The sequence below is a fragment of the Devosia sp. UYZn731 genome (assembly GCF_040546795.1).
GTDB lineage: Bacteria > Pseudomonadota > Alphaproteobacteria > Rhizobiales > Devosiaceae > Devosia.
Genome location: NZ_JBEPOL010000001.1, coordinates 483,126 through 509,672, shown reverse-complemented (window position 1 = coordinate 509,672; position 26,547 = coordinate 483,126). Strand labels below are relative to the sequence as shown.

Here is a 26,547-nt window from a genome sequence, read left to right as displayed (position 1 = left end):
ATGCAAGATCGAGCTCATCTGGTCGGCACTTACCCGTTGGGTGATCTCCTGCGGCATTGGCGAACGGTGCGCGGGGCAAGCCAGCTCGATCTGTCCCTCGACACCGGCACGTCGCAGCGCCAGATCAGCTTTATCGAGAGCGGCCGCAGCGTGCCCAGGCGCGAAACGCTGATGGCTCTAGCCGACGCGTTGGACGTGCCCTTGCGCGAGCGCAACGGCCTGCTGTTGGCGGCCGGTTATGCGCCGCTTTTTCCAGAGATACCGTGGGACGACGACGCCATGCGCGCCGTCACCCGTGCGCTGCGGCGCATGCTGGAGCAACAGCTGCCTTATCCCGGCATCGTCATGGATCGCTATTGGAACGTTCTCGATGCCAATGCAGCAACAACGCGCCTCTTTGGCAGCTTCGTCGACCTTGCCGCGCGCCGGCAGAGCCGCAACATGTTGCATCTGCTGTTCGATCCATCCGGCCTTAGACAGCATGTCGACGATTGGCCAACCGTCGCCAAGAGCTTCCTGCAGCGGATCGGTCGCGAAGCGGTAGGGCGGATCAAGGATCAGGAAATGGAGCAGTTGACCCAGACCTTGCTGGCTTATCCGGGCGTCGACAATGATTGGATCAAACCCTCCCCTTCAGCCTCAAGCCTGCCCGTAATTCCAATCGGGCTACGCCACAACGATGGCGTCCTCCGCTACTTTTCGCTGGTTGCGACCGTCGGCACGCCACTGACGGTGGCGGCCGAAGAAATCCGGGTCGAGCTGATGTTTCCGGCTGACGATTGGACCGACGCCCAGCATCTGCGGCTCGTGGGAGATGTTGCGAAAACGACCGGTCAGGGCACTTGACCGCGAAAATGATCGATAAACACGCGAGTGCGCAGCGGCAGGGTGCGCGAAGGATAGACGATCCAGACCGCTGCAGCCGGTGGGTAAATTTCCGGGCAGCATTTTAGGAGCTTCGCTTGCAGCACCGGTGAGCCTGGCGGACGGCAGCAATGACTTTTCGGTACGACCTGAAAAGTTCAAGGCTGCCTTTGCAGCCGACCTCAGCGATGAGAGCGCATCGCTCCTTGCCACAACTCAGCGACCGGTGACTGACGTTGCGCTCAAACAACCACTGGCAGACGCTGCCTGGACAAACCTACCGTCATACTTTGTCTACGGCACTGCCGACATGAGCATTCCGCCGGCCCTGCAGGAGTTCATGACACGGCGCGCGCACACTCCCTGGCGGTAGAAGGCGCGAGTAGCACGAGCCGATGTTGTCCCAGCCTGACAAAGATCCGATGCCATAGACGCCTGCAAGGTTGCCACCCGAGGGTGGCCACCTGCAATTGACGACCCGTCAAAGCTTCGCAAACGCGGGAAATGTCCGCGGCAACTTAGGGACGTGTGACGCCATACGTATTTTCGAGAGCGCCCAATTCAGGTCCCGCCACCAATCCCTGTTTTTCCCAATCAATGAAGAAGTGTTCGTAGCCGCCGGGCAGATAGGTGACGAGCAACTTTCCGGCCGTCTTGGCGATGTATCCATGCGACTGGCCGGCATCGACGCCCAGAAACGTGCCTGGCCCGCCGTCGAAGATTTTGTCGCCCACGTGGAATTCGTAGGTTCCCTCCAGCACATACCAGAATTCTGCGCGCGACGCGTGTATGATAGCCGGACCCGGACCAGCGCCGGCGGCACTCCCCAGGGTTAAAATGCCGAGCAGGCCGTCAGTCTGTTCCTGGGTTGCAATAATTTCATCCGTCGCGCCCTCTGGATGGATCAATTTATGCTGCCCGCCGATCGATATAATCGGTTCGAACGCGTGAGCTGACAAGCAGCCGACGCCCAGTAAAGTCGCCATTGCCGCGATGCGTATAATAATCATGGAAGTGCTCCCAATTGGCCATAACGGCCGACATGGCAGCGAACAGAATTCCTGCGTCCGCGTATTGAAATTCTCCCGAATTAATCCGAAGAATTAGCAGGGAGAATGAAGATGCCTCCAGCCGAGCTGACTTTCGGTCCGTTTTCTTTCGATCGCGAGAGCGCCGTCTTATTTGAATCGGGCTCGCCAGTAGCACTGGGCCGTCGGTCCGCCTGTCTGCTTGCCACTCTGCTCGAACAGCGTGGCAAGGTGATAACCAAGGCCGATCTGCTGGACGCGGCATGGCCGAAAACCGCCGTTGAGGAAAGCAATCTCTCCGTCCAGATCGCGCAATTGCGCCGACGGCTCGGTCGGTCTGCCAGCGGCGCCGATTGGATCGTTACGGTCTCTGGCATTGGATATCGGTTTATCCCCGAGGAGCTCCCGGCTTCATCTGGGTCTGCGCCGATGGGAATGCCGTCTCTGGCCATACTGCCGTTTGAGGACCTGGACCTCGACGGCGAAAGGGCCAGTCCAGTCGATGGCTTCGTTGAAGACCTGACGACGGCGCTCGCACGATTCAAATCAGTTTCGGTGATCGCCCGCCGGTCGAGCTTTCAATTTGGGCGCCCCGCAATGGACGCGCGCCAAGTTGCCCGAAACTTGGGCGCCCGATATCTGGTTGAAGGCAGTACGAGGCACTTTGCCGGTAATCTTCGTACCACAGCTCAGCTGATCGATGGCGTGACTGGCGCTCATCTTTGGGCACAGCACATTGACGTGCCGATAATGTCGGAGCCAGCCGCGACCAGCTCGATGACCGAGTGCCTTGCCGCTACGGTAGAAGCACAGATCCACGCGGCGGAGATACGACGTGCGCGCCTTTCGGGTGACGATAGCGCCCAAGCTTATGACTACTACCTGCGTGGTCGACACAGGCTGCAGTCTTCACGGCCGGAAGACAACGCGGCAGGCTACGGATTTTATCTCAAGGCGCTTGAGCTGGAGCCTAGCAACGTCGAATTCCTGGCGGCAGCGACCGAAGTACTCCAACATCGCCTGGCGGTTGGCTGGGAGAGCTTAACTGGAGATGACCGTGGACTGGTGCTCCGCCGAATAGACCAAGGCACGGATATGATTGGGTTGGATGCGGCGTCGCTCGCATTATTTGGTATCGCCATGATGAACACGGGCGATGAAGACCTAGGGCTTCAAACGGCGCGGCGCGCTGTGGAGATAAATGGCAATAGCTCAATGGCCCTTGTTGTCTCGGGGCTGGCTAACACATGGGCGGGCGACCTTGACGAGGGCCTAGCCTGCTATCAACGGTCTCTGCATCTGAACCCAACCGATCCCATCCAGCGGTTCGCCCTCGACGGGCTCGCGAAGGTAAATTGTGTCCGGGAGAATTTTGAAGAATCGCTGATGTGGGCAAAACGCGCCTTTGCGTTTAATCAGGGCCTTTCCGGCACCTATTGGCACCTCATCGCATCTTCGGCTCATCTCGGCCAAATGGCTGAGGCCACCCGGTATCTCGCCCGTTATCGCGCCGTGTCCCCTGGTGTTACAATATCGAGCATCGAGGCGGGGCAACCTTACGGCAATCGTGATCGCATTCGACCCATGGTCCAGGGGCTTCGACTGGCGGGTCTACCGGAAAACTGAAATCTATGATCCGTGGTTCTCCGGATCTGCCGGTGCTTAACGAGACCCCGGTGAACTCGGGCTCGGCGCCTATGTTCTATAGCGCACGGCATCCAGGAAGAGGGCGAACGCGGGCGAGGCCTGTCGGCGGTGCGGGTAATAGAGGTGATAGCCCTGCAGCATCGGGCACCATTCATCCAAAGCCTGCACCAGACGTCCATCGGCCAGAAATGGGGCAGCGAGATTGTCGGGGACATATCCGAGCCCGGATCCATCGACCGCCGCAGCAATCACGGGCACCGCACTATTAAATGTGAGCTGACCCTCGACCCGAACATTGAGCTTACGGTCCGCGTTCTCGAACTCCCAGGCATAGACCGCCCCAGTGCTAGCGAACCGGTAGTTGATACAGCTGTGGTTGGTCAGATCCTGGGGGCTGTCGGGCGCAGCGCGCCGCGCAAAATAGTCTGGTGAACCGACCACGATGAACCGCCAGTCCGGCCCGATGCGGGCCGCGATCATGTCTTTGCTGAGGGCCTCTCCTAGGCGAACCCCGGCATCGAACCGCTCTTCGATAATGTCGGTGAAGCCGTAGTCTATGATCAGTTCGACGCGGATGTCCGGATACTTGAGCAGGAAGTCTCGCATTTTCGGGCGAAAGATCGTCTCAATGACGTAGTCGTTGCAGGTGACGCGCACGGTGCCGGCGGGCTGGTCTCGAAGCGTGCCCATGGCCGCCAATTCGGCATCGATCTGTTCGAAGTGCGGTCCGACCGAGCGGATCAGCCGTTCCCCTGCTTCAGTTGCCGCCACGTTGCGGGTCGTCCGGGACAGCAGGCGAAGCCCCAACCGCTCCTCCAGCCCTTTGACACTATGGCTCAGGGCCGAAGGCGTAACGCCCAGCTTGGCTGCGGCCTTGGAAAAGCTGCGGTCTCGGGCGACGGCCAAAAAGGCGGCGATTTCGCTGAAATTGTCACTGGCCATTTGTGAAATCTACTCATGACCACATCAAATGACCAGCTCTTATCCGAGCAATGTTGCCAGCCTATCTTCAACATCAAGCGGTGCCGATCTGCTTCGTCGGCTCGACAATGAAGGAAGATCATCATGGACATCGTACGTGCCGGATCGAAACCGTCCGGCAAGGGACCCAGTGATTGGTTCACCGGGACGGTACGCGTCGACCCGCTGTTCAATTCATTCGATGCGGCCCGTGCCCAGGGCGGTCTTGTCACCTTCGAGCCGGGTGCCCGGACGGCCTGGCATACCCATCCGCTCGGCCAGACGATCATCATCACCTCCGGCTGGGGTCGGGTGCAACGCTGGGGCGGGCCCATCGAGGATGTCCATCCCGGCGATGTCGTGTGGTTCCCGCCGGGCGAAAGGCACTGGCATGGCGCCGCGGCCTCGACGGCCATGAGCCATATCGCCGTGCATGAAGTGCTGGACGGCAAGGTCGTCGATTGGCTCGAAAAAGTTTCCGACAGCCAGTACGGCGCCTAGGCCGCCGGCGACCACTGCGAACGCCTCAAAATAGGAATCAACACATGTCCGACACAACCGCTCCGACCAAGAACCCGTTTGCTGATATCGCGCCTGCTTTGGGCCAGTACACCGACGACGTGCTGTTCGGCGATGTCTGGAAACGCCCCGGCCTCTCGCTGCGCGACCGCAGCCTGGTCACGGTGACCTGCCTGATCGCCGGCTACCGCATCAACGAAATGCCCTTCCACATCAAGCGCGCGCTGGAGAACGGCGTCACCAAGGACGAGTTGATCGAAACCATCACCCACCTGGCTTTCTACGCCGGATGGCCCGCTGCAAGCACTGCCCTGGCGATCGCCCGCAAGGTATTTAAGGACGCCGGCGTCTAACCAAAGGAAACTGGCCATGCTCGCAAACATCATGCTGGCGCCGGCGACGTTCGCACCGTCAACAGCGTGCAAGAGACTGCAAACCGTTTTGCCGAATTTCCGCTCGCGAAGGCCGGCGTCCTGGAATTCGATATGATTTCGCTCGGCCCCTTTACGAACTGGCAAATGCTGTTCGCTCGAGCCACCAACTAGGTGGCAGGCACACCCCGTTCCCCGAAACCCACACTCTGAGGACCATCATGCAAAAACGTAAACTCGGAAATAGCGGACTTGAGGTATCGGCGCTCTCGCTTGGCGCCATGGGCTATGGCAAATCCCGCGACATCCCCGATCGCACTGAAATGATCGCCGTGCTGCGCGGGGCTGTTGATCGCGGCATGACCTTCTTCGACACCGCCGAAGTCTATGGCCCGTGGACCAATGAGGAAATGATCGCCGAGGCCTTTCGTAGAATGCGCGACAAGGTGATCATCGCCACCAAATTCGGCTGGGACATCGACCAGAAGACTGGCGAGCATCGTGGCGGCGTCAACAGCCGGCCAGAGCAAATCCGCAGCGCGGTCGAAGGCAGCTTGAAGCGGCTCGGTACCGATTACATCGATCTCTATTATCAGCACCGCGTCGATCCGGATGTCCCGATGGAAGACGTCGCCGGCGTGGTCAAGGATCTGATTGGACAGGGCAAGGTCCGCTTTTTTGGGCTGTCGGAAGCCGGCTCGGCATCGATCCGTCGCGCCCATGCCGTGCAGCCGGTCACGGCCCTGCAGAGCGAATATTCGCTTTGGACCCGGGAGCCCGAAACTGAAATCCTCGCCACGCTTGAGGAACTCGGCATCGGCATGGTGCCTTTCAGCCCGCTCGGCAAAGGCTTTCTGACCGGGAAAATCGACGCGACCACCAAGTTCAGCGACACGGACATGCGTGGAAAAATACCGCGCTTTGAAGCTGACGCGCGCGAAGGCAACCAGCGACTGGTGGATATGCTGCGTCGCATCGGTGAGCAGCATCAGGCGTCACCCGCGCAGGTCGCGCTGGCGTGGCTATTGGCGCAAAAGCCATGGATCGTGCCGCTGTTCGGCACGCGCAAACTGGAGCGGTTCGAGGAAAACATCGGCGCGCTCGCGGTCCATCTGCCGGCCGACAATCTGGCCGAACTGAACCAGAGCAAGACAACCATGCCCGTCGAAGGCGCACGCTATCCCGACGAACATATGCGACGTGTCGGACTTTGAAGCGACAAGACGGACATTCTGACGTGCTCGGCAACGCTGCGGCAGCAGGAGAGGGCTCTCGGGGGGTACGACCTGCCGGGTTAAGCCATTGTTTACCCCCTTCGCCAATATTGCCGGTTTCATTCAACCGAGGAGACAGCATGAGCGACGTGGGTATTGCAGGCGGCCAAATTCGGTCTTTCGTCGAGCGCGTTGAGCAGGTCGAAAGCGAAATCGCTGAGCTGACTGAGGCCAAAAAGGAGATTTTCGCTGAAGCAAAAGGCGAGGGTTTCGACATTAAGGTGCTCAAGGAAATCATCAAAATGCGCAAGCAGGATCAAGATGAGCGCGACGAGCACGAAACGATCTTGGACCTCTACATCCGGGCCATGGACAGCGTTGATACCGAGACTGAATCAAAGGCGGCTTAGCTCAAGTCTCTGAACCGGGGAAGCAAGGTCGGTTTTCATCCAAGGCAGGGCGCCACCAAAATCCTGCCCTCGGGTAGGGGAGCAGGATAGGTTCAGCCAAGGGCACTGAAACTGTGGGCCGTTGGCCGATCGTCATGTCCAAGTTTTCACGGCCCGCCCAAGGTCCAGCGACCTCTTCCCACTCAAAAATGCCGTCTGGATCGAACCCGACCCGCTAATGGTGGGTCGGGTGGGGTTTGAAGGACCACGGCGCTGCGCGCCATTTTGAAATGGAGCCTTGAGGTCGCTTTGACCCCGAACTAGGCCGCTGTCGCCTGCGGCTTGCCCCAACTCCGATGGAGCCGAGGATCAAATCCGGCCTTCTTCGGCGTCAACCCCGGGCTCGGTTGTCTGATTTGAACCGGGTCCACTGGTCTTTGCTGCCGTCCCCTTTTCTTACAGTCCCCGATCAGGCCACCTCTAGCGGCCTCTGGCATCTGGTTACCCCGAGCCGCCTGGCGAGCGGAGCAACCTGCGGGCAGGCCTTCGGGGACCTTGAATGGTCCCGATGGCCTTCTCTTCCTTTCCTAGGCGCCGCCGCCGCTCGCACCGCTTTGGGCCAAACTTCAGCGGCTTGAGCAGCAGGCGGAACGCTCGAAACACGGTCGACGGCGGAAAACGCCGTTGCTCGCTAAACCGTCGATTTTACTAGGATAAATGTTGGCTGGGGAACCTGGATTCGAACCAAGATCGACGGAGTCAGAGTCCGCTGTTCTACCGTTGAACTATTCCCCAAAAGCGCAAGGCGCTTGGGAAGCGGGCGAAAGCGGTGCTTTCGCGGGCGGTCGGTGTGCCGGCCCAGTTGCTTCGGAGCGGCTTTTAGCACATTCGGCGCTCGGTTCAAGGGCTCAGGACGCATTGCCCAACTATTTCGTCATGACAAATCCGGCGAATGTCCATTCCACCGCTAAGCCGCACCCTCGCCCCCGCAGCCAGTGATTGCGCAAAACGGCCCCTTGCTTTACCGTCGATCCTGACACGCAATAAATGTGCGTCGGGCGCGGCCGCCTTATCGGTCGGCGACCGTGCACGCAGGAGACTATCGTGACCGATTCAGATCGGTCCGCTGCCGCGCCATCGTCTGCGAACGATGCGGCATTTCCTTCCCGGGATGGCGAAAGCCAGCCTGGGCGAGGGGCTGGGGCAATCGACGCCCCAAGTCCATCGCCGGAGCAGCGGACGCCACCAGCGCCCCATCCCCACCGCAAGCATCGCGGCCCCGTCTACGCGGCGCTCGATCTTGGCACCAACAATTGCCGCCTGCTGATCGCGCGTCCGCACGATCACGGCTTTCGCGTCCTCGACGGCTTCACCCGTATCGTGCGGCTGGGGGAGGGCGTCTCCACCAGCGGCCGGCTGGGAGAAGCCGCCATGGAACGCACCATGGAAGCGCTGCGCCAGTGCCGCAACAAGCTGCGCGAACACCAGCCCGCCCGCATGCGCCTGATCGCCACCGAAGCCTGCCGTGCCGCCGAGAACGGTCCGGCCTTTCTCGAGCGCGTGAACTCTGAAATCGGGCTTGATCTGGAAATCGTCGATCGCCGCACCGAGGCCGAACTGGCCGTTACCGGTTGTGCCGACCTGATCGATGCAGGGGCAGCCGGTGCGCTGATGTTCGATATCGGCGGCGGCTCATCGGAGCTGGCCTGGCTCGATTTCCGCGGCGGCCGGCCCAAAAGCCAGGGCCGTATGCCCGCGTCGATCCGCTCCTGGCAGTCCCTGCCGGTTGGCGTGGTCTCCATTGCCGAGAAATTCGGCGGCATCGATGTGACCCCGGCTGTGTTCGAAGCGATGGTCGCCCATGTGTCGGATCATTTGCGCCAGTTCCGCGGCCGCGAAAAGCTGCGTCAGATGATCGCCAGCCACCCCGTGCACCTGATCGGCACCTCCGGTACGGTGACGACGCTGGCGGGCTTGCATCTGGGTCTTGAGCGCTACGAGCGCCAGAAGGTCGATGGCTTGTGGATGAAGCGCGCCGAGGTCGATGAGACCATGAAAATCCTGCTCGCCATGCCCTTTGAACGCCGCGTCGCTCATCCCTGCATTGGCCGCGATCGCGCCGATCTGGTGCTGCCCGGTTGTGCCATTTTCGAGGCAATCCGCCGCGAATGGCCCACCGATCGCGTCCGCGTCGCCGACCGGGGCCTGCGCGAGGGCATTCTGATATCGCTGATGGACGCCGACCGCGTCCAGAGTCGGTCGACACGCTACCCGCTGCGGAGAAGCGCCAATGGCTGAAAAATCCCTCGGGACTGGCGGACGCAAGTCCGACAAAGACCTCAAGATCCGCGTCAAATCGGCCAAGGGCCGTAAGGTGTCGTCCACCATGTGGCTGGAGCGCCAGCTCAACGATCCCTACGTGGCCCGCGCCCGCGCCGAAGGCCTGCGTTCGCGTGCGGCGTTCAAAATCCGCGAAATGGACGAAAAGCATCACCTGTTCCGCAAGGGCATGCGCATTGTCGATCTGGGCGCGGCGCCGGGCGGCTGGTCGCAGGTGGCAGCCAAGGCCATTGGCTCCACCGAAGCCAATCCGCTGATCGTGGCCATCGATTACCTGTTCGTTGATCCGATCCCCGGCGTCATCCTGCTGCAAAAGGATTTCACCGATCCGGACGCGCCGCAGGTCTTGATCGATGCGATGGGCGGCAAGAAGGTCGATCTGGTCATGTCCGACATGGCCTGGCCCACCACCGGCCACCGCCCCACTGACCATTTGCGCATCGTCCACCTGATCGAGATCGCCGCCGAATTCGCCATCGACGTGCTGGCCGAAAATGGCATGTTCGTCGCCAAGGTGTTCCAGGGCGGCACCGAGCATGAGCTGCTGCACATGCTCAAGCGCCATTTCCGCACCACCGTCCACGCCAAACCCAAATCCAGCCGCCAGGACTCCGCCGAAGCTTATTTGATTGCCAAGGGTTTCAGAGGGAACGTGGGCAGAGAAGAGACGGGCGACGACGAGGAATAGGGCTGCCGTTTCTGCGGTCAGACGGGCCCCCCACCCAGCCTTCCCCTGAAAGGGGGAGGAGCGCCTCAGCGCTTGAGACTCGATCGCGCTACACTCACCGGACGACTCCTCCCTCTCGAAGGGGAGGCAGGGTGGGGGTGCTCTAAGCTTTCACTGCCTGCGCCCCACGCTCAATGCCCATGCGGTCCCGACGTCAGCTGATATCCCGCATTCTTGGGTAGCCGCGCAAACATCACGGTCGAAATCGCCGTTAGCGCCGCGACCACGAAGAACGCCAGGTGGAAATCTGCCAGCACCAGTTTGCCGCCGCGGATGGCGTTGCTCGCTTCCAGAATCCCGCCACCCAGCGCCACGCCGAGGGCGATGGTCAGCTGCGCGCTCACCTGGCTCATGACGTTGGCCTGGCCGGCATCCTTGTCGTCGATATCGGCGAACACGAAAGCATTGCTGCCGGTCCAAAAGATGGACTGCCAGAACCCTACGAAAACCAGGATCGAAATAATCAGCGGCACCGGCGTGGATGGATCGTAAAGCCCCATCGCCACCAGCCCAAGGGCTGAAATGGCGGTCGAGACGACGAGCGCGTTGCGAAAACCCCAAGTGATAAACAGCCGGTTGGCCACGAACTTGGCGACGATTGCGCCCACCGCGCCGGCAAAAGTCACCATGCCCGATTGAAACGGGCTCAGCCCAAAGGTCAGTTGCAGCATCAGCGGAAACAGAAACGGCACCGCGCCCTGGCCCAACCGGAAAAAGCTGCCCGCCACGATCGAGCTGCGAAAGAACGGAAACCGCAGCAGGCGCAGGTCGAACAGTGGATATTCCGTCGACAGCGCATGGCGCGCGTAAAAGTAGCCCGCGCCGATGCCGATTGCCGTCGCCACCACGCCGACCAGCGGGGGCAGGGCCGGCAGGCTGATCACCGAGGTGCCAAAGGCGAACAAGGCGAACGCCGTCCCCGCGAGCAAAAAGCCCTTCATGTCGATCTTCCGCGGCGCATTGCGGATGGTCTCGGGCAGGAACTTGCTAACCAGCACCACGCCCAAAACGCCGATCGGCACGTTGATGAGAAAAATCCAGTGCCAACTGAGATATGTCGTCAGGAACCCGCCGAATGGGGGCCCGACGATTGGCCCGATCAGGCCGGGAATGGTCAGCCACGCCATGGCATTGACCAGGTCATGCCGGGGCGTTGCCCGCACCAGCACCAGGCGGGCAACCGGCGTCATCATCGCGCCGCCCATGCCCTGCAGGAACCGCGCGCCCACAAAGGCGAACAGCGAGTTGGAAAAGGCGCAGGCCAGCGAGCCCAGCACGAACACCATCATCGCCACCCGGAACACATTGCGCGAGCCGAAGCGATCGGCCATCCACGAGCTGATCGGGATAAAGATCGCCAGCGCCACGAGATAGGCCGTCAGGGCCAGTTTCAGCGATATCGGATCGGTATGAATGTCCTTGGCGATCGCATTGAGCGATGTGGCGATCACCGTCGAATCCATGTTTTCCATGAACAGGGCGGTGGCGAGGATTAGCGGCGTCAGCCGTAGGGCGAGCTTGGAGGGGCGCTTGGCCGTCCCATCATTTGTACCCTCTGCCAGCTCTGGCGTGGTGATGGACATGACTTCACGGCTCCTTCGGCACGACGATGGCCTTTGGCGCACCGATAGCGTTGTGGCCCGAAACATTGCTGCCCGCGTCGGCCGGCAGCAGCAGGTAGAGGATGCCGGCGCAGGCGCTCAATCCGCCGACTACAAAGAACGCCACCTGGAAATCTATCAGCGCCAGGTTGCCGCCATGAGTCAGGCCGCTGATTTCCAGAATGGCGCCAGCGATCGCCACGCCCAGCGCGATGCTGATCTGCTGGGCCACCGCCACGATCGCGGTCGCCTGGCTGGCCTCTTCATTGTCGACATCGGCATAGCCCAGGGCGTTGGAGCCGGTAAAAAAGACCGAGCGTAGGATGCCGCCTAGCAGCAATACCGTCATCATCACCGGGATTGAGGTTTGGGCTGTGAACAGACCTTGCACGCCGATCAGCAGCCCGCCAAAAATGGCAGCAAAGCCCAGGACGCGCGGAAAACCGATCCGGCCATAGAGAAACTGCGAGATGAATTTGGAGGCGATGGCGCCGATCGCCGATACGAAGGTGATCCCGCCGGATTGCAACGGCGTCAGCCCAAACCCCAGTTGCAGCATCAGCGGCAGCAAAAACGGCACCGCGCCCACGCCGATACGAAACAGCGATCCGCCGGTGATCGATGACCGGAACAGCCGGTGGCGCAGCAAGGATGGATCGAGCAACGGGTGCTCGGTACGAACTGCGTGCAGGTAATAGAGGATCGCCGACGTCACCCCCACCGCCAGCGTCAAATAGCCATAGATCAGCGGCAATGCCGGCAGGCTCACCACCGACAGGCCGAACACCACGCCCGCAAAGGCTATACTGGCCAGGATGAAGCCGACCACGTCTATGGGGCGCGGATTGCGAACGTCCACGACCTTAAGGAAAATGCTCGCCATGATGATGCCGAGAATGCCGATCGGGATATTGATCCAGAAGATCCAGTGCCAACTGAGATAGGTGGTCAGGAACCCGCCAAGCAGGGGTCCCGAAACCGGCCCCAGAAGGGCCGGTACCGTGAGCCAGGCCATCGCATTAACCAGTTCGTTGCGCGGTGTCGAGCGCACGAGCAGCAGTCGGCCGACCGGCGTCATCATAGAGGCGCCCAGCCCCTGGAAGAACCGGGAGAACACGAACGTTTCCAGCGAATAGGAGAACGAGCAGGCCAGCGAGCCGAGCATGAACACGAAAATCGCCAGCCGGAAAATGTTCTTGGAGCCGAAGCGGTCGGCCATCCAGCCGCTTAGCGGGATGAAAATGGCCAGCGATACGAAATACGATGTCAGCGCCAGCTTCAGCGAAATCGGCTCGGTGCCGATGTCGGTGGCGATGGCCGGCAGGGACGTGGCAATGACCGTGGAGTCCATCTGCTCCATGAACAGAGCGACCGCCAAAATGAGGGGAGTAACGCGGATCACGAAAAATACCGGGGGAATCGAGACAATGGCTGAGGGGAAAACCAGAATGACTATGAACCTAACTATCGCGGCTGCAAACCCGGAAAGCCGCCTTGTATGGTAGATTTTCCGTGTGGTGGAAGCAGTTTTGGCCGTTTTCCGCAGTGCAACCCAGCTACGCGCAGGCGCAACTGCGCGACGGCTATGCAAAGCCCGGTCACGGTGCTAATGACCCTCGCCAACCTGAACCCGGCGATGCGTCCTCCGTCCGGTTCTTGCATCCAACATTTCTGTTTCTGACAGAAGGCACGGAAGGGTCTGGCCTTGGCAAAGATTATTAGCACTATCACCGGCGACTACGCGCTCACCTTCGATGACGTGCTGCTGCAGCCGGCGCGCTCCGACGTGCTGCCGGGCGAAACCGATATCGCCACTTACGTGACCAAGGATATCGCGCTCAACTTGCCCATTCTGTCTTCGGCGATGGACACCGTCACCGAAAGCGCCATGGCCATCGCCATGGCCCAGGCCGGTGGCCTCGGCGTCATCCATAAGAACCTCACCGCCAGCGAACAGGCCGAGCAGGTCCGCATGGTCAAGAGCTTCGAGAGCGGCATGGTGGTCAATCCCATCACCATCGGTCCCGATGCGACCCTGGCCGATGCGCTCTCGCTGATGCAGCTTAACCGCATTTCCGGCATTCCCGTGGTGGAAAACGGCGGCACCGGCGGCCGCGCCATCGGCAAGCTGGTCGGCATTCTCACCAATCGCGACGTCCGCTTCGCCTCCAATCCCGGCCAGCGCATTGCCGAGCTGATGACCCACGAAAATCTCGTCACCGTGCGCGATGGCGTCTCCAAGGACGAAGCCAAGGTGCTGCTGCACACGCATCGCATCGAAAAGCTGCTGGTCGTCGACAACGACTATCGCTGCGTCGGCCTGATCACCGTCAAGGACATCGAAAAGGCCCAGCTCAACCCCAATGCCGTCAAGGATGCGCAGGGGCGTCTGCGCGTTGCTGCCGCTTCCACCGTCGGCGATAACGGCTTTGAGCGTTCGCTGGCACTCATCGATGCCGGCGTAGATCTCCTCGTTATCGATACCGCCCATGGCCACTCCGTCCGCGTCGCCGAAGCCGTCGAGCGCATCAAGCGCGAAAGCAATTCCACCCGCATCGTCGCCGGCAACGTCGCCACCGCCGAGGCCGTCAAGGCGCTGATCGACGCCGGAGCAGACTCCATCAAGGTCGGCATCGGCCCCGGCTCGATCTGCACCACCCGCATCGTCGCCGGCGTCGGCGTTCCCCAGCTCGCCGCCGTCATGGCCTGTGCGGAGGAGGGTGCCAAACAGGGCGTTCCGGTCATCGCCGATGGCGGAATCAAATTCTCCGGCGACATGGCTAAGGCACTGGCCGGTGGCGCTTCTTGCGTCATGGTCGGCTCGCTCCTGGCCGGTACGGATGAAGCGCCCGGCGAGGTCTATCTGCACCAGGGCCGCTCCTACAAATCCTATCGCGGCATGGGCTCCGTCGGCGCCATGGGCTCAGGCTCTGCCGACCGCTACTTCCAGCAGGATGTCCGCGATCAGCTCAAGCTGGTCCCCGAAGGCATCGAAGGCCAGGTGCCCTATAAGGGCGCGGCCGGCGCCGTCCTCCACCAGCTCGCCGGCGGCCTCCGCGCCGCCATGGGCTATACTGGCGCCCACAATCTGCAGGATTTCCGCGACAACTCCGTCTTCGTCAAAATCTCCGGCGCCGCCCTGAGTGAAAGCCACGTCCATGACGTGACCATCACCCGCGAGGCCCCCAACTACCGAAGCGGGCGGTAAGCGCCTCACCAGCTTCCTCCCTCAAGGGGGAGGAGGTATCGGCTGGCGCGAGTGCTTGCGGACTTGGCGCTCGACACTGCCCACGTGCTAGGCTGCCTCAATGTCCCGCAATCATTCCCATCTTTGGCCCGGTGTCCCGCTCGCGCTGGGTTCCGCGATCCTGTTCGGCGCATCGGCGCCCCTGTCCAAGCTGCTGATCGGTTCTGTCGATCCGTGGCTCTTGGCGGGCATTCTTTACCTCGGCGCCGGCGCCGGCCTCGCCATCGTGCACTGGGGAAGGCCCTTGATAGGCCTGCCCAATGTCGAGGCCGAGCTGCAGCGGAAAGACCTGCCGTGGCTTGCCGCCGTGATCCTGTTCGGCGGCGTGCTGGGACCGCTGTTCCTCATGCTTGGCCTGTCGCAGACCACCGCCGCGTCGGGTTCGTTGTTGCTGAACCTGGAAGGGCTGGCGACGATGGCCATTGCCTGGACGGTTTTCCGTGAGAACGTCGACAGGCGCTTGCTGATCGGCGCGGCGGCCATCCTCGCGGGAGCGGTCCTGCTGTCCTGGAACGGGCAAGTCCTGCGGCTCGATACCGGTGGTCTGCTCATCGCCGCCGCCTGCATGTGCTGGGGCGTCGACAACAATCTGACGCGCAAGCTGTCATCTGCCGATCCCGTGCAGATTGCCATGATCAAGGGCCTCGTCGCCGGATGCACCAACGTCGCGTTGGCTCTATCCCTTGGCGCGACGCTGCCAGGCCTGGGCATGATCTGCGCGGGGGCAGCGCTCGGCTTTCTGGGTATCGGCGTCAGCCTCGTGATGTTCATGCTGGGGCTGCGGCATCTGGGAGCGGCGCGGACAGGCGCCTATTTCTCGCTCGCCCCATTCATTGGCGCCGTGCTGGCGGTGATCGTCTTCCGGGACGCCATCACGGTCCAGCTTTTGCTGGCCGGCCTGCTGATGGGCCTCGGTCGTTGGCTGCATCTGTCGGAGCGGCATGACCATGAGCACATCCACGACGCCATGGAACACGACCACGTCCATACCCATGACGATCACCATCGGCGCGACCATGACGGGGCGGTCAGCGAACCCCATTCCCATAGGCATCGCCACGAGCCGATGCGCCACAAGCATCCGCACTATCCCGACCTCCATCACCGCCATAGCCACGGCTGAACTGCGCGATGCTCGCCTCAGCGCCGCGCAGCAGTCCCACATGCTCGCCGGAACCGATTCCGCTACAACGGCTTAGCCCCATATCCCGAATCTCTCCCGGAGCTCTACTATGCCGCTGACCGCCAAGCTCCTGATCCTATCCATCGCCGCGCAGGTCCTGCTGACCATCGGCATCCTGCTCCTGATGGGCCGCGAGCGTGTCCCCCGCGTCATGTCCGGCGAAATCCGTTGGCAGGATATTGCCGTCGATCGCTCCGCCTATCCGCTGCGCGCCCGGCTGCTCTCCAACAGTTTCGACAACCAGTTCCAGCTTCCGGTCCTGTTCTACGTCGCTGCACTATTGATTCTCTGGACCGGCAGCGTCGGCTGGGTCGATGTTATCCTGGCTTGGCTGTTCGTGGTCCTGCGCTATGTGCACGCGGCCATCCACACCACGTCCAACAGCTTGCTCCCGCGCTTTTCCGCCTATACAGCGGGCATGGTTGTGCTGATCGTCCTCTGGCTCTGGTTGATCTTGCGCCTCGTCATCCTTGCCCCGAGTATCTAGAGATCGCTTGAGAATTCGATCTGGTGAGGTAGATGGGGTGGTTTTTGAGAACCGGAGCGCAGCGTACGGTCAAGTACGTGAGCACCGGAAGCGCAGAAAAGCGCTCCAGATGTCCGGCAGAGTAGAATTGTCAAAGGTCTCGCGAATATGCGCCTCCCAGGTCGTCTCGCCGCCGCCATCGATGTCCTGACCGAGGTTGAAACCCGCAAGCGCCCGGTCTCCGAGGCGCTGAAATCCTGGGGCCTCGCCAATCGCTTCGCTGGGGCCGGCGACCGCGCCGCAATCGGCAATCTGGTCTATGACGCGCTGCGCCGCCGCGCTTCTCATGCCGCGCTGATGGGCGAAGACACCCCCCGCGCGCTGATCCTTGCCGTGGCTGTCCGCGACTGGGACGAGGATACCGTCGCTCTCAATGCCAGCTTCACCGCCGATGCCCATGGCCCCGCGCCGATGACCGAAGAGGAAATCGCCCGCGTCACCGGCCAGCTCAACGACGACACGCCTGGCCATATCCTGGCCGATATCCCCGAATGGCTTGCGCCCTCCCTAGAGCGCGCCTTTGGCGACAACTGGATCGCCGAGGGCCAAGCCATGACCGGCCGTCCATCGCTCGATCTGCGCGTCAATACGCTCAAGTCCCAGCCCGAACGCGTCCTCAAATCCTTGGCGCGCTTCACCCCGCGCGTCACCGCCATCGCCCCCAATGGCGTCACCATGCCGGCCGGCCCCGGCGATGCCCGCACGCCCAACGTCACCACCGACGAGGGCTACCTCAAGGGCTGGTTCGAAGTTCAGGACCAGGGCAGCCAGATCGTGGCCGCTTTGGCTGGTGCCAAGCCCGGCGAACAGGTGCTCGATCTGTGCGCCGGGGCAGGGGGCAAGACCCTCGCTCTCGCCGCCGCCATGGGCAACAAGGGCCAGATATTCGCCTATGACAGCGACCGCAACCGCCTTGCGCCGATCTACGATCGCCTCAAGCGCAACGGCGCCCGCAATGTTCAGACCCGCGCTCCTGCTCCCGGCGCGCTCGACGATCTGGTCGGCAAGATGGACCGTGTCGTCATCGATGCGCCCTGCACCGGCACCGGCACTTGGCGCCGCCGCCCCGATACCAAATGGAAGCTGACCCCCGAACTGCTCGCCACCCGCACCGCCGAACAGTCCGCCATCCTCGAAGAGGGCGCCCGCTTCCTCAAGCCGAGCGGCGTGCTGGTCTACATCACCTGCTCCATCCTGCCCGAGGAAAACGACGACCGCATCGCCGCCTTCCTCGCCGCCCACACCGATTTTGCGCCCCTGTCGCCCGAAGCCCTTTGGCAAACTGCCTTCGGCAAAGCGCTTCCCGAAGACCTCGCGACGGCCGGTTCCGGCATCGCCCTGACGCCCCGCCTGACTGGCACGGATGGATTCTATTTCAACGCCTTATCCCGCACCCCTTAAAGCTGCGCGACAATGTGAACCGAGGCGGCCCATCCTGCGTTCAACCGGGACAATCCTCTGAACGCAGGCCGCCCATGTCCGTCGCTTCACTCGCCGATTACAAAACCCCGCGGCCCTGGCTGATCCTGGCCGCCTTCCTCATCGTGGTCGTCGCGGTCGGCGGCCTGATCGGTACGCAGTCGCTGCCTGGTCCCTGGTACGAGAGCCTGAACAAGCCCGCATTCAATCCGCCCAACTGGGTCTTTGGCCCCGCTTGGCTCACGCTTTATGTGCTGATCGCCATCGCCGGCTGGCGCATCTTCATGATCGATCCGCGCAGTACCGCGATGAAAGTCTGGTACGCGCAGATGGTTCTCAATTGGGCGTGGTCACCAGTCTGGTTCATCGCTCACCAGATCTGGCCGGCCTACGCCATCATTATGGCGCTCTGGCTTGTGATCATCGCCTTCATGCTTATCGCCCGCAGGCTCGACAAGCCGGCATCCTGGCTGTTCGCGCCCTACCTGCTCTGGGTCACCTTCGCCAGCATGCTCAACCTGTCGATTGGCTTGTTGAACTAGCGCTCACCTCTCAGCGGCGAGATTGGTGCGTAGCAGGTGAGGGGTCTTCTTCTCCAGCCCCCTTGCCCAGTTTATCACCGGTCGCTCCAGCTTGCGGTAGGAGAGATCGGCAATAAAGATTGAGATGGCGATGACCGCCAGCGTGCCGGTGATGAAGAGGGTCTGATCATGAGCCCCCAGCAGCAACTGGGGGAACACGAACTTCGCGATCAGTTCGATCGCCAGGTAATGCCAGACGTAAATTCCGAACGAAATCTGCGCCAAATAGCGCACCGCGCGATTATCCAGCAAAAGCCCGATCAGCACCGTCGATGGCGTCACCGCCAGCATTGTCCCCAGCGCCAGCGGTAGCCAGGGAAAGGCGTAAGGCACATCGAGAAACGCAAAGCTCTCGACGCTCCCAACCAGAAACACCTGCCAGATCGTCCAGCCCGTCGCCATCAGCGCGAGCAGCGCCAGCGCATCGAACAGTCCATGCCGATACCGCGCCAACCGCACCTGCAGCCCACCCGTCAGCGCTCCAATGGCAAAAATGGCAAACATCGAGAACGGATTGATCCGCGGCATCCACGCCTTGGCGCCACCCTGCAGGCCATGGTCCCACCCGGCATTGACCTGATCGACCTGCACCAGATTGGCGAACAGCCAATGCGCTCCCAGCGCCAGCGCAATCACCCCAAGCCAAAGCGCCAGTTGCGCCAAGCCATTGCGAACCCGGCGCGCGGCGCGAAACACCAACCAAAATCCCAGCGGCATCAGCACATAGGCCGTCACCTCGAACCCTATCGACCATAGCGGCCCGTTCAGCTCCACCGGAAACAAGGTCGTCCAATGCCAGTCGCTCACCAGCAGCAACCCGGCGCCATAACGTAGCCACAGCCAGCCATCCAGCGGAAACCCGAACACGGCGAAGCTCAGCACGAACGTCACCGTCAGCGCCAGCCAGAACCCTGGAATGATCCTCGCCCCGCGGCGCAGCGCATACACTTTGAGCGACGGCATCGGCTCGCCCCGCTCCAACGCCTGCCAGAACGGCCGCGCCAACAAAAACCCGGAAAGCACGAAGAACATCGCCACGCCCAGCCCGCCGATGACGCCGAAAATCTGCAGCCAACCGAGATAGGTGAAATCCGCCGAAAATCCCATGCGCTGAACCAGATGATGAAACACCACCACCAGGCACGCGCACGCCCGCACGAAATCGGCACCCAGCAAACGGCGGTCGACGTCCATATGGCTTCCTTCGGATCAGCGCGCGCGACGCTAGGGGAACGCGCGGCAAAGTCAAATGCCGCAACCCCCCAATGCAGTGCGGTGCTTGCGCAAAATCGCCTCCAGCGCTAAAGCCTCGCCATGACAGCACATGACGAATCTGCCCACGCGGCCCCCGATAGCATCCTGATCGTCGATTTCGGCTCACAGGTCACCCAGCTCATCGCCCGGCGCATTCGCGAGACGGGCGTCTATTGCGAAATCCACCCCTTCAACAAGGCCAGCGAAGCCTTCGCGGCGATGCAGCCCAAGGGCGTGATTTTCTCCGGCGGCCCCGCCTCGGTCACCGAACCGGGCAGCCCCCGCGCTCCGCAGGAAATCATTGATTCCGGCCTGCCGATCCTCGCCATCTGCTATGGCCAACAGACCTTCTGCCTCCAACTCGGCGGCGTCGTCGAAGGCGGCCATCACCGCGAATTCGGTCGTGCCGATATCGAAATCCTCGAACCCAGCGCGCTCTACGAAGGCATTTGGGACGTCGGCGGCCGCTATCCCGTCTGGATGAGCCACGGCGACCGCGTCACCGAGCTTCCCGAAGGCTTCAAAGTCGCCGCGACCTCGCCCAACGCTCCTTTCGCCATCGCCACCGATGAAGCCCGCAAGCGCTACACCACCATGTTCCACCCCGAAGTGGTACACACTCCCGACGGGGGCAAGCTGCTCGCCAACTTCGTGCACAACATCGTCGGCCTGAAATCCGATTGGAACATGGCGGCTTACCGCCAGAAGATGATCGAAAAGATCCGCGACCAGGTCGGCTCCGAACGCGTCATCTGCGGCCTCTCCGGCGGCGTCGATTCCTCCGTCGCAGCCGTCCTGATCCACGAGGCCATCGGCTCCCAGCTCACCTGCATCTACGTCGATCATGGCCTGATGCGGCTCAACGAGAGCGAACAGGTCGTCACCATGTTCCGCGACCAGTACAATATCCCGCTGGTGCACGTTGACGCCTCCGAAGTCTTCCTGCGCGAACTCGACGGCCAGTCCGATCCCGAAACCAAGCGCAAGATAATCGGCCGCCTGTTCATCGAAACCTTCGAGGCAGAAGCCAAAAAGCTCGGCGGCGCCAAGTTCCTCGCCCAGGGCACGCTCTATCCCGACGTGATCGAGTCCGTCTCCTTCACCGGCGGCCCCTCGGTCACCATCAAGTCCCACCACAATGTCGGTGGCCTCCCCGAACGCATGAACATGCAACTGGTCGAGCCACTGCGTGAGCTGTTCAAGGACGAAGTGCGCGCCCTCGGCCGCGAACTGGGCCTGCCCGAAAGCTTCATCGGCCGCCACCCGTTCCCGGGTCCCGGCCTCGCCATCCGTTGCCCCGGCGGCATTACGCCAGAAAAGCTCGATATCCTGCGCCGCGCCGATGCCATCTATCTCGATGAAATCCGCAAATCGGGCCAATACGACAAAATCTGGCAGGCATTCGCGGTCCTGCTCCCGGTGCAAACCGTCGGCGTCATGGGCGATGGCCGCACCTACGAGTTCGTCTGCGCCCTGCGCGCCGTCACCTCCGTCGATGGCATGACCGCCGATTTCTACCAGTTCGACATGAACTTCCTCGGCAAGACCGCTACCCGCATCATCAACGAAGTCCGCGGCATCAACCGCGTCGTCTATGACGTCACCAGCAAGCCCCCCGGCACCATCGAGTGGGAATAAGGAAAGAGACCGGGGACGTCGAAGTCCGCGATCTCCGGTCTATGGCTCGGGTCCCCCACCTAGCCCCTACAAACAGCGCTCGACACATGTTGACTCACCGGTTTTGTTCGCTATGTTTATAGAACAAAGAGGGAACAAAGATCAGTGCGAAACGACCCGCGCCAGCTCAGTCTCTTCGGCGCTCCGGCCGGCAAGCCGGTGCGTCCACGGGAAAAAGCGCGCCTGTCGCCACACAAGTTCTTCTTCGCTTTCCAGCCACCCGTCGATGAGGCGCTTGCCATATCGCGGCTCGCCGCAACCATTGCATCGCAACACGATGGCGTTCCGCTACGAGCCGATAACCTGCATGTCTCACTGAACGGCGTCGGCGCGTACACGAATGTTCCCGCCGATATTGTTGATCGCGCAATCACGGCGGCCGCCGCCGTCGACTTTGCGCCGTTCGATGTCGTCTTCGATCGCTTCCTGACTTGGAACAATGGCCCCAGGCGGGCCACCGTCCTGCGCTGCAGTATCGGCGAGGCCGAACTGGCCGCGCTTTACACGACCATTTGCACAGCCATGATGCAAAGCGGCCTTCCCGCCGAAGAAGCGCCCGGCACGCCGCACCTGACGCTATTCTACGGTGACGCGGTTCTGCCCGAGCAGCACCTCGCGCAGCCATTCGGTTGGCGCGTCGGCCGGTTCTGCCTGATCCACAGCATTCATGGGACAGGGCGCCACAAACTGCGCGGCGAATGGCTCCTCCGAGGCACACAAGCCGCGCTCGACCCTGACCGGCCGGGCACAACTCACCTGCTGTTCTGACTCCGCCATGGCCCGAACAGCGCGCTTTAGTGTGTATGCCGGCCCAACTCTGCAAACACCGGGAACCGCTGCATTTGCAATATGGAAGCCACGTGCTAAACGTGCGCGCAATTCGGCTCAAGACCATCAGGCACGCCATGTCTCAGGATAATATTTTTCGCGAAGTCGACGAGGAACTGCGCTCCGACCGGATGCGCAATTTCTGGCGTCGGTTCGCGCCCTATATCATTGGGGCCGCGGTCCTGGTCGTGGTCGGCGTCGCCGCCAATGAAGGCTGGACCTGGTATCACGCCAGCAATGCCGCCAAGTCGTCGGACGAGCTTTATGCCGCGTTCGACCTCGCCGATGGCGGCGATATGGCTGCCGCCCAAACCCAGCTCGATACCCTGATCGCCGATGGCTCGGGCAGTTATCCGATGCTGGCCCAGTTCAAGCAGGCCGGCCTCCTCGCTAAGGATGGCAAGGTCACCGAGGCGGTCGCCGCCTATGACGCACTGGCCGTCAGCCTCTCCAATCAGCGCCTGCGCGAACTGGCTCTGGTTCTCGGCGGCACGCTGATGGTCGATGCCGGCACCCTGGCCGATGTGCAGCAGCGCGTGGAGACCATTGCCACCGAAGGTAATCCCCTGCGCAACGCCGCCCGCGAAGCCATGGGGCTGGCCCAGTACAAGGCCGGCAAGTTCACTGATGCCCAGGCCAGCTTCCAGGCCGTCATCGATGATCCGATGAGCCAGAGCACCGTGCGCAACCGCATGGGCTACTATATCGCGGCCCTGACCTCGGCCGGCGATATCGCGCCCGCGCCGGTCGATCAGGCCGCCAAGGACGCCGCCGCTGCCGTTCAGGGCATCGTCGGCGACGACATTGCCGTCACCCCGGCCCCTGCAACTCCTGCGCCCGCGACCGAACCTGCCGTGACCCCGGCTCCCGCCGCGCCGGCCGCCGTTGCACCCGCTCCCGCTGCCGTGGCCCCAGCACCTGCGGTGACCCCGGCACCCGCCCCGCCAGCTCCGGCGCCCGCCGCCCCCTCGATCGATCCTTCTGCATCGGCGCCTGCTGCGCCTGCAACTACGCCGGCCGCGCCTGCCGCCGACGCCACCAAGCCTGCTGCCCCTGCGGAGGCTGAGCCGACCCTCGAATAGGGCCGGCCGCCTTCCCTCTGATCGGATATCTCTGCCATGACCGTCACCGTTGCTATTGTCGGTCGCCCCAATGTCGGCAAGTCCACGCTGTTCAATCGCCTCGTCGGCCGCAAGATCGCCCTGGTGGATGACACCCCCGGCGTCACCCGTGACCGCCGCGAGGCCGAGGGCCACATTGCCGACCTGACCTTCCGCATTCTCGATACCGCGGGCTACGAGGACGTCACCGACGGCAGCCTTGAAGACCGCATGCGCCAGCAGACCGAGCTGGCCATCAAGGAAGCCGACGTCATCCTGTTCATGATCGATGCCCGCGCCGGCGTCGTCCCGCTCGATCAGCGCTTCGCCCAGGTGCTCCGCAAGGCCGGCAAGACTGTTCATCTCGTCGGCAACAAGTCCGAAAGCAAGGCCGCCGAATCGGGCCTGGTCGAAGCCTTCAAGCTTGGTTTCGGCGAGCCCATCGCCTTGTCCGCCGAACACGGCCTGGGCATGTCCGAACTTTATTCCATCGTCTCCCAGGCCATCGATGCCGCCGCCCTGGTGCAGGATGCCCAGGCCATTGCCGATCTTGAGGACATGCCCGAGATTGACGTCGACATCACCGAGGACATGCTGGAAGGCGAGGGCGACGAGGCCACTTTGCGCTGGAATCCCAAGCGCTATCTCAACGTCGCCATCGTCGGTCGACCCAATGCCGGCAAGTCCACCCTGATCAACCGCATGGTCGGCGAAGACCGCGTGCTTGTCGGCCCCGAGGCCGGTATTACCCGCGACAGCATTCTGGTGCCGTGGGAATGGGAAGGCCGCGTCATCAACTTGGTCGATACCGCCGGCATTCGTCGCCGCGCGCGCGTCCAGGAAAAGCTGGAAAAGCTCGCCGTCGGCGATAGCCTGCGTTCCATTCAATATGCAGAAGTCGTAGTGCTGATGCTTGATGCCACCATTCCGTTCGAAAAGCAGGATCTGGCGTTGGCCGATCTGGTCGAACGCGAGGGCAGGGCGCTCGTCATCGCCGTCAATAAATGGGACCTGATCGAGGACAAGAACGCCGCGCTCGCTGCCCTCAAGGAAGCCTGCACGCGCTTGTTGCCACAGATTCGCGGCGTCCCGCTCGTCACGCTGTCCGGCCTTACCGGCAAGAATATCGACAAACTGATGGACGCGATCTTCAAGATCGAGCGCGCCTGGAATTGCCACGTCTCGACTGCGCGTCTCAACCGCTGGCTCGCCGGCATGGTCGAGGGGCATCCGCCTCCGGCGGTGTCGGGGCGCCGCCTCAAGATTCGCTACATGACCCAGGCCAAGACGCGGCCGCCCAGTTTCATCCTCTTCGCCTCGCGCCCCGACGCCCTGCCGACGGCTTACCTGCGCTATCTCACCAACGGCCTGCGCGAAGCCTTCGACATTCAGGGTGCCCCCATCCGCCTCTGGGTCCGCGCCGGCAGCAAGAACCCGTACGACGACGTCTCCAAGCGCAAGCTGGGCTAAGCGCTAACGCCCGATCGGAATAGAACGCTACGCTCTCAAGATTCCTCTCCCCGTCGGGGAGAGGGTGGCCGAGCGAAGCGGAGGCGGGTGAGGGGGCTTGGCGCCGCAAACAAGATGCGCCGAGCAGGGCTGCACCTTTCAACCCCCACCGTCCCCGACATTTTTCTTCCCGCTATAGTGCAATCGCGCCATTTGCCCCTATAACTACAGCGTCCTAAGCGACCCGATGCTGAGTGCGGGGCCGCATAACGTGAAAACACCTTGTTCGTAGAAATCCTGATTGTCGTCGTTCTGACCATCATCAACGGTGCGTTGTCGATGTCCGAATTGGCGGTCGTGTCCGCTCGCCCCGCGCGCCTGCGTGTCTTTGCCGATCAAGGCAACAAGGGCGCCGCCATCGCCATCCGTCTTGCCGAAGATCCCGGCAAATTCCTGTCCTCCGTGCAGATCGGCATTACCCTGGTCGGCGTCCTGTCGGGCGCTTTCTCGGGCGCCACGCTGGGTCTGCGGCTCACCGATTGGCTCGAGAGCGTCGGCGTCGCCCCCAATGTCGCGGACGTCTTGGGCGTCGTCGTCGTCGTGGTCATCATCACCTACCTGTCCCTGATTCTGGGCGAACTGGTGCCCAAGCAGATCGCCCTGCGCGATCCCGAGCGCGTCGCCGCCCGCGTCGCACCGGCCATGCAATTGCTGGCCCAGGTCGGCTCGCCCATCGTCTGGCTCCTCGATATTTCCGGCAAGGCCGTTCTGACAATTCTGGGCCAGCGCGGCGAGTCCGAGGAGACGGTGACCGAAGAAGAGGTCAAGACCATCATCGCCGAGGCCACCACCGCCGGCGTTATCGAAAGCGACGAGCATTCGATGATTTCCGGCGTCATGCGCCTGGCCGATCGTTCCGCCCGCGGCCTGATGACCCCGCGTCTCGACGTCGAAGTGATCGACCTTGCCGATGCGCCTGAAGAAATTCGCCGCACCATCGTCGGCACCCATCGCTCGCGCCTGCTGGTGCAGGATGGCGATGCCGACTCCATCATCGGCGTCGTTGCCATCACCGACTTGATCTCCACCTTCGCCAATGGCCAGCCGCTGGAAATCCGCAAATTCGTGCGCCCGGTTCCCGTAGTGATGGACCACGCCGATGCGCTGGACGTCGTCCGCGCCATCCGCAATTCCACCGTTCACATGGCGCTGGTGGTCGATGAATACGGCCATTTCGAAGGCATCGTTACCTCGGGCGATATCCTCGAAGTCATCACCGGCGTGTTCCAGGAAGAAACCGGCGACGATCCGGCCGTGGTTCGCCGCGAAGATGGCTCCTATCTTGTCGCCGGCTGGATGCCCGTCGACGAGTTTGCCGACCGCCTCGGCGTCGCCATCGCCAAGGACGCCAAGTTCGAAACTGTTGCCGGCTATGTGCTGTCCATCATCAACCGCTTGCCGGCCGAGGGCGAAACCTTCGAACACGGGGGCTGGAAATTCGAAGTCGTCGATCTCGACGGCCGCCGCATCGACAAGGTGATGATGACGCGCCTCGACTAGGCCAACGCGCTTCAATACCTCGCGGGCAGCCCGCCAGATCATCACTCCGGAGCCATCGCCCCC

At 62.2% G+C, this 26,547-nt stretch carries 23 protein-coding genes and 1 tRNA gene; 18 read left to right on the top strand and 6 right to left on the bottom strand.

Going from position 1 to position 26,547, the window contains the following annotated elements:
• Positions 1-846 (top strand): helix-turn-helix domain-containing protein, encoded by an 846-nt coding sequence (locus ABIB57_RS02365; protein WP_354038231.1) that lies wholly within the window; start codon positions 1-3, stop codon positions 844-846.
• A 536-nt stretch (positions 847-1,382) separates the two neighbouring features.
• Here ABIB57_RS02365 and ABIB57_RS02360 read toward each other — a convergent pair.
• Positions 1,383-1,874, bottom strand: coding sequence for a cupin domain-containing protein (locus ABIB57_RS02360; RefSeq protein ID WP_354038230.1), 492 nt, complete (start codon positions 1,872-1,874; stop codon positions 1,383-1,385).
• A 105-nt stretch (positions 1,875-1,979) separates the two neighbouring features.
• On the opposite strand from ABIB57_RS02360, the gene ABIB57_RS02355 reads away from it, so the two are divergent.
• Positions 1,980-3,518, top strand: coding sequence for a winged helix-turn-helix domain-containing protein (locus ABIB57_RS02355; protein ID WP_354038229.1), 1,539 nt, complete (start codon positions 1,980-1,982; stop codon positions 3,516-3,518).
• Between the two features lie 69 nt (positions 3,519-3,587).
• Here the strand turns inward: ABIB57_RS02355 and ABIB57_RS02350 are convergent, their stop codons facing one another.
• A complete protein-coding gene (locus ABIB57_RS02350; RefSeq protein ID WP_354038228.1) occupies positions 3,588-4,481 on the bottom strand; it encodes a LysR family transcriptional regulator in 894 nt (297 codons plus the stop codon).
• Between the two features lie 123 nt (positions 4,482-4,604).
• Here ABIB57_RS02350 and ABIB57_RS02345 point away from each other — a divergent pair, with 123 nt between their 5' ends.
• From ABIB57_RS02345 to ABIB57_RS02330, 4 genes are all read left to right on the top strand, one after another.
• Positions 4,605-5,000: a (R)-mandelonitrile lyase gene (locus ABIB57_RS02345; RefSeq protein WP_354038227.1), complete on the top strand. Its 396-nt coding sequence runs from the start codon at positions 4,605-4,607 to the stop codon at positions 4,998-5,000.
• 44 nt (positions 5,001-5,044) lie between these two features.
• Complete coding sequence (locus ABIB57_RS02340) at positions 5,045-5,371, top strand: carboxymuconolactone decarboxylase family protein (RefSeq protein WP_354038226.1); 327 nt, start codon at positions 5,045-5,047, stop codon at positions 5,369-5,371.
• A 239-nt stretch (positions 5,372-5,610) separates the two neighbouring features.
• A complete protein-coding gene (locus ABIB57_RS02335; protein ID WP_354038225.1) occupies positions 5,611-6,603 on the top strand; it encodes an aldo/keto reductase in 993 nt (330 codons plus the stop codon).
• A gap of 140 nt (positions 6,604-6,743) precedes the next feature.
• Positions 6,744-7,013: a DUF2312 domain-containing protein gene (locus tag ABIB57_RS02330; protein WP_354038224.1), complete on the top strand. Its 270-nt coding sequence runs from the start codon at positions 6,744-6,746 to the stop codon at positions 7,011-7,013.
• A 700-nt stretch (positions 7,014-7,713) separates the two neighbouring features.
• Here the strand turns inward: ABIB57_RS02330 and ABIB57_RS02325 are convergent.
• Positions 7,714-7,787 (bottom strand) — tRNA-Gln (locus ABIB57_RS02325).
• 309 nt (positions 7,788-8,096) lie between these two features.
• On the opposite strand from ABIB57_RS02325, the gene ABIB57_RS02320 reads away from it, so the two are divergent.
• Positions 8,097-9,290 carry a Ppx/GppA phosphatase family protein gene (locus ABIB57_RS02320; protein WP_354038223.1) on the top strand — a complete coding sequence of 398 codons (1,194 nt, stop codon included), beginning with the start codon at positions 8,097-8,099 and terminating at the stop codon, positions 9,288-9,290.
• Positions 9,283-10,020: an RlmE family RNA methyltransferase gene (locus ABIB57_RS02315; RefSeq protein ID WP_354038222.1), complete on the top strand. Its 738-nt coding sequence runs from the start codon at positions 9,283-9,285 to the stop codon at positions 10,018-10,020. Before ABIB57_RS02320 ends, ABIB57_RS02315 begins: the two co-directional genes overlap by 8 nt.
• Positions 10,021-10,190: 170 nt before the next feature.
• On the opposite strand, the gene ABIB57_RS02310 is transcribed toward ABIB57_RS02315, so the two are convergent.
• Both ABIB57_RS02310 and ABIB57_RS02305 read right to left on the bottom strand, forming a co-directional pair.
• Entirely contained in the window at positions 10,191-11,642 is a 1,452-nt protein-coding gene (locus ABIB57_RS02310; RefSeq protein WP_354038221.1) for an MDR family MFS transporter, read from the bottom strand.
• 4 nt (positions 11,643-11,646) lie between these two features.
• A complete protein-coding gene (locus ABIB57_RS02305; RefSeq protein WP_354038220.1) occupies positions 11,647-13,062 on the bottom strand; it encodes an MFS transporter in 1,416 nt (471 codons plus the stop codon).
• A 303-nt stretch (positions 13,063-13,365) separates the two neighbouring features.
• On the opposite strand from ABIB57_RS02305, the gene guaB reads away from it, so the two are divergent.
• The 5 genes from guaB to ABIB57_RS02280 all read left to right on the top strand — a co-directional run bounded on the left by guaB (position 13,366) and on the right by ABIB57_RS02280 (position 18,577).
• The gene (gene guaB / locus ABIB57_RS02300; RefSeq protein ID WP_354038219.1) at positions 13,366-14,868 is read left to right on the top strand and encodes an IMP dehydrogenase; all 1,503 of its coding nucleotides are present in this window, start codon (positions 13,366-13,368) and stop codon (positions 14,866-14,868) included.
• 100 nt (positions 14,869-14,968) lie between these two features.
• Positions 14,969-16,030 (top strand): DMT family transporter, encoded by a 1,062-nt coding sequence (locus ABIB57_RS02295; protein WP_354038218.1) that lies wholly within the window; start codon positions 14,969-14,971, stop codon positions 16,028-16,030.
• Positions 16,031-16,139: 109 nt separating this feature from the next.
• The gene (locus ABIB57_RS02290; protein ID WP_354038217.1) at positions 16,140-16,577 is read left to right on the top strand and encodes an MAPEG family protein; all 438 of its coding nucleotides are present in this window, start codon (positions 16,140-16,142) and stop codon (positions 16,575-16,577) included.
• 147 nt (positions 16,578-16,724) lie between these two features.
• Entirely contained in the window at positions 16,725-18,017 is a 1,293-nt protein-coding gene (locus tag ABIB57_RS02285) for an RsmB/NOP family class I SAM-dependent RNA methyltransferase (protein WP_354038216.1), read from the top strand.
• A gap of 74 nt (positions 18,018-18,091) precedes the next feature.
• Positions 18,092-18,577: a TspO/MBR family protein gene (locus tag ABIB57_RS02280; RefSeq protein WP_354038215.1), complete on the top strand. Its 486-nt coding sequence runs from the start codon at positions 18,092-18,094 to the stop codon at positions 18,575-18,577.
• A gap of 3 nt (positions 18,578-18,580) precedes the next feature.
• Here the strand turns inward: ABIB57_RS02280 and ABIB57_RS02275 are convergent, their stop codons facing one another.
• Positions 18,581-19,810 (bottom strand): acyltransferase family protein, encoded by a 1,230-nt coding sequence (locus tag ABIB57_RS02275; protein ID WP_354038214.1) that lies wholly within the window; start codon positions 19,808-19,810, stop codon positions 18,581-18,583.
• Positions 19,811-19,930: 120 nt separating this feature from the next.
• Between ABIB57_RS02275 and guaA the strand changes: the two genes are divergently transcribed.
• From guaA to ABIB57_RS02250, 5 genes are all read left to right on the top strand, one after another.
• Positions 19,931-21,508, top strand: a complete 1,578-nt coding sequence (guaA, locus tag ABIB57_RS02270; protein ID WP_354038213.1) for a glutamine-hydrolyzing GMP synthase — start codon at positions 19,931-19,933, stop codon at positions 21,506-21,508.
• Positions 21,509-21,652: 144 nt separating this feature from the next.
• The gene (locus ABIB57_RS02265) at positions 21,653-22,315 is read left to right on the top strand and encodes a 2'-5' RNA ligase family protein (RefSeq protein WP_354038212.1); all 663 of its coding nucleotides are present in this window, start codon (positions 21,653-21,655) and stop codon (positions 22,313-22,315) included.
• 137 nt (positions 22,316-22,452) lie between these two features.
• Positions 22,453-23,457: a tetratricopeptide repeat protein gene (locus tag ABIB57_RS02260; protein ID WP_354038211.1), complete on the top strand. Its 1,005-nt coding sequence runs from the start codon at positions 22,453-22,455 to the stop codon at positions 23,455-23,457.
• A 36-nt stretch (positions 23,458-23,493) separates the two neighbouring features.
• The gene (gene der, locus ABIB57_RS02255) at positions 23,494-24,945 is read left to right on the top strand and encodes a ribosome biogenesis GTPase Der (protein ID WP_354038210.1); all 1,452 of its coding nucleotides are present in this window, start codon (positions 23,494-23,496) and stop codon (positions 24,943-24,945) included.
• Between the two features lie 276 nt (positions 24,946-25,221).
• Positions 25,222-26,484: a hemolysin family protein gene (locus tag ABIB57_RS02250; protein ID WP_354038747.1), complete on the top strand. Its 1,263-nt coding sequence runs from the start codon at positions 25,222-25,224 to the stop codon at positions 26,482-26,484.
• Positions 26,485-26,547 lie beyond the last annotated feature (63 nt).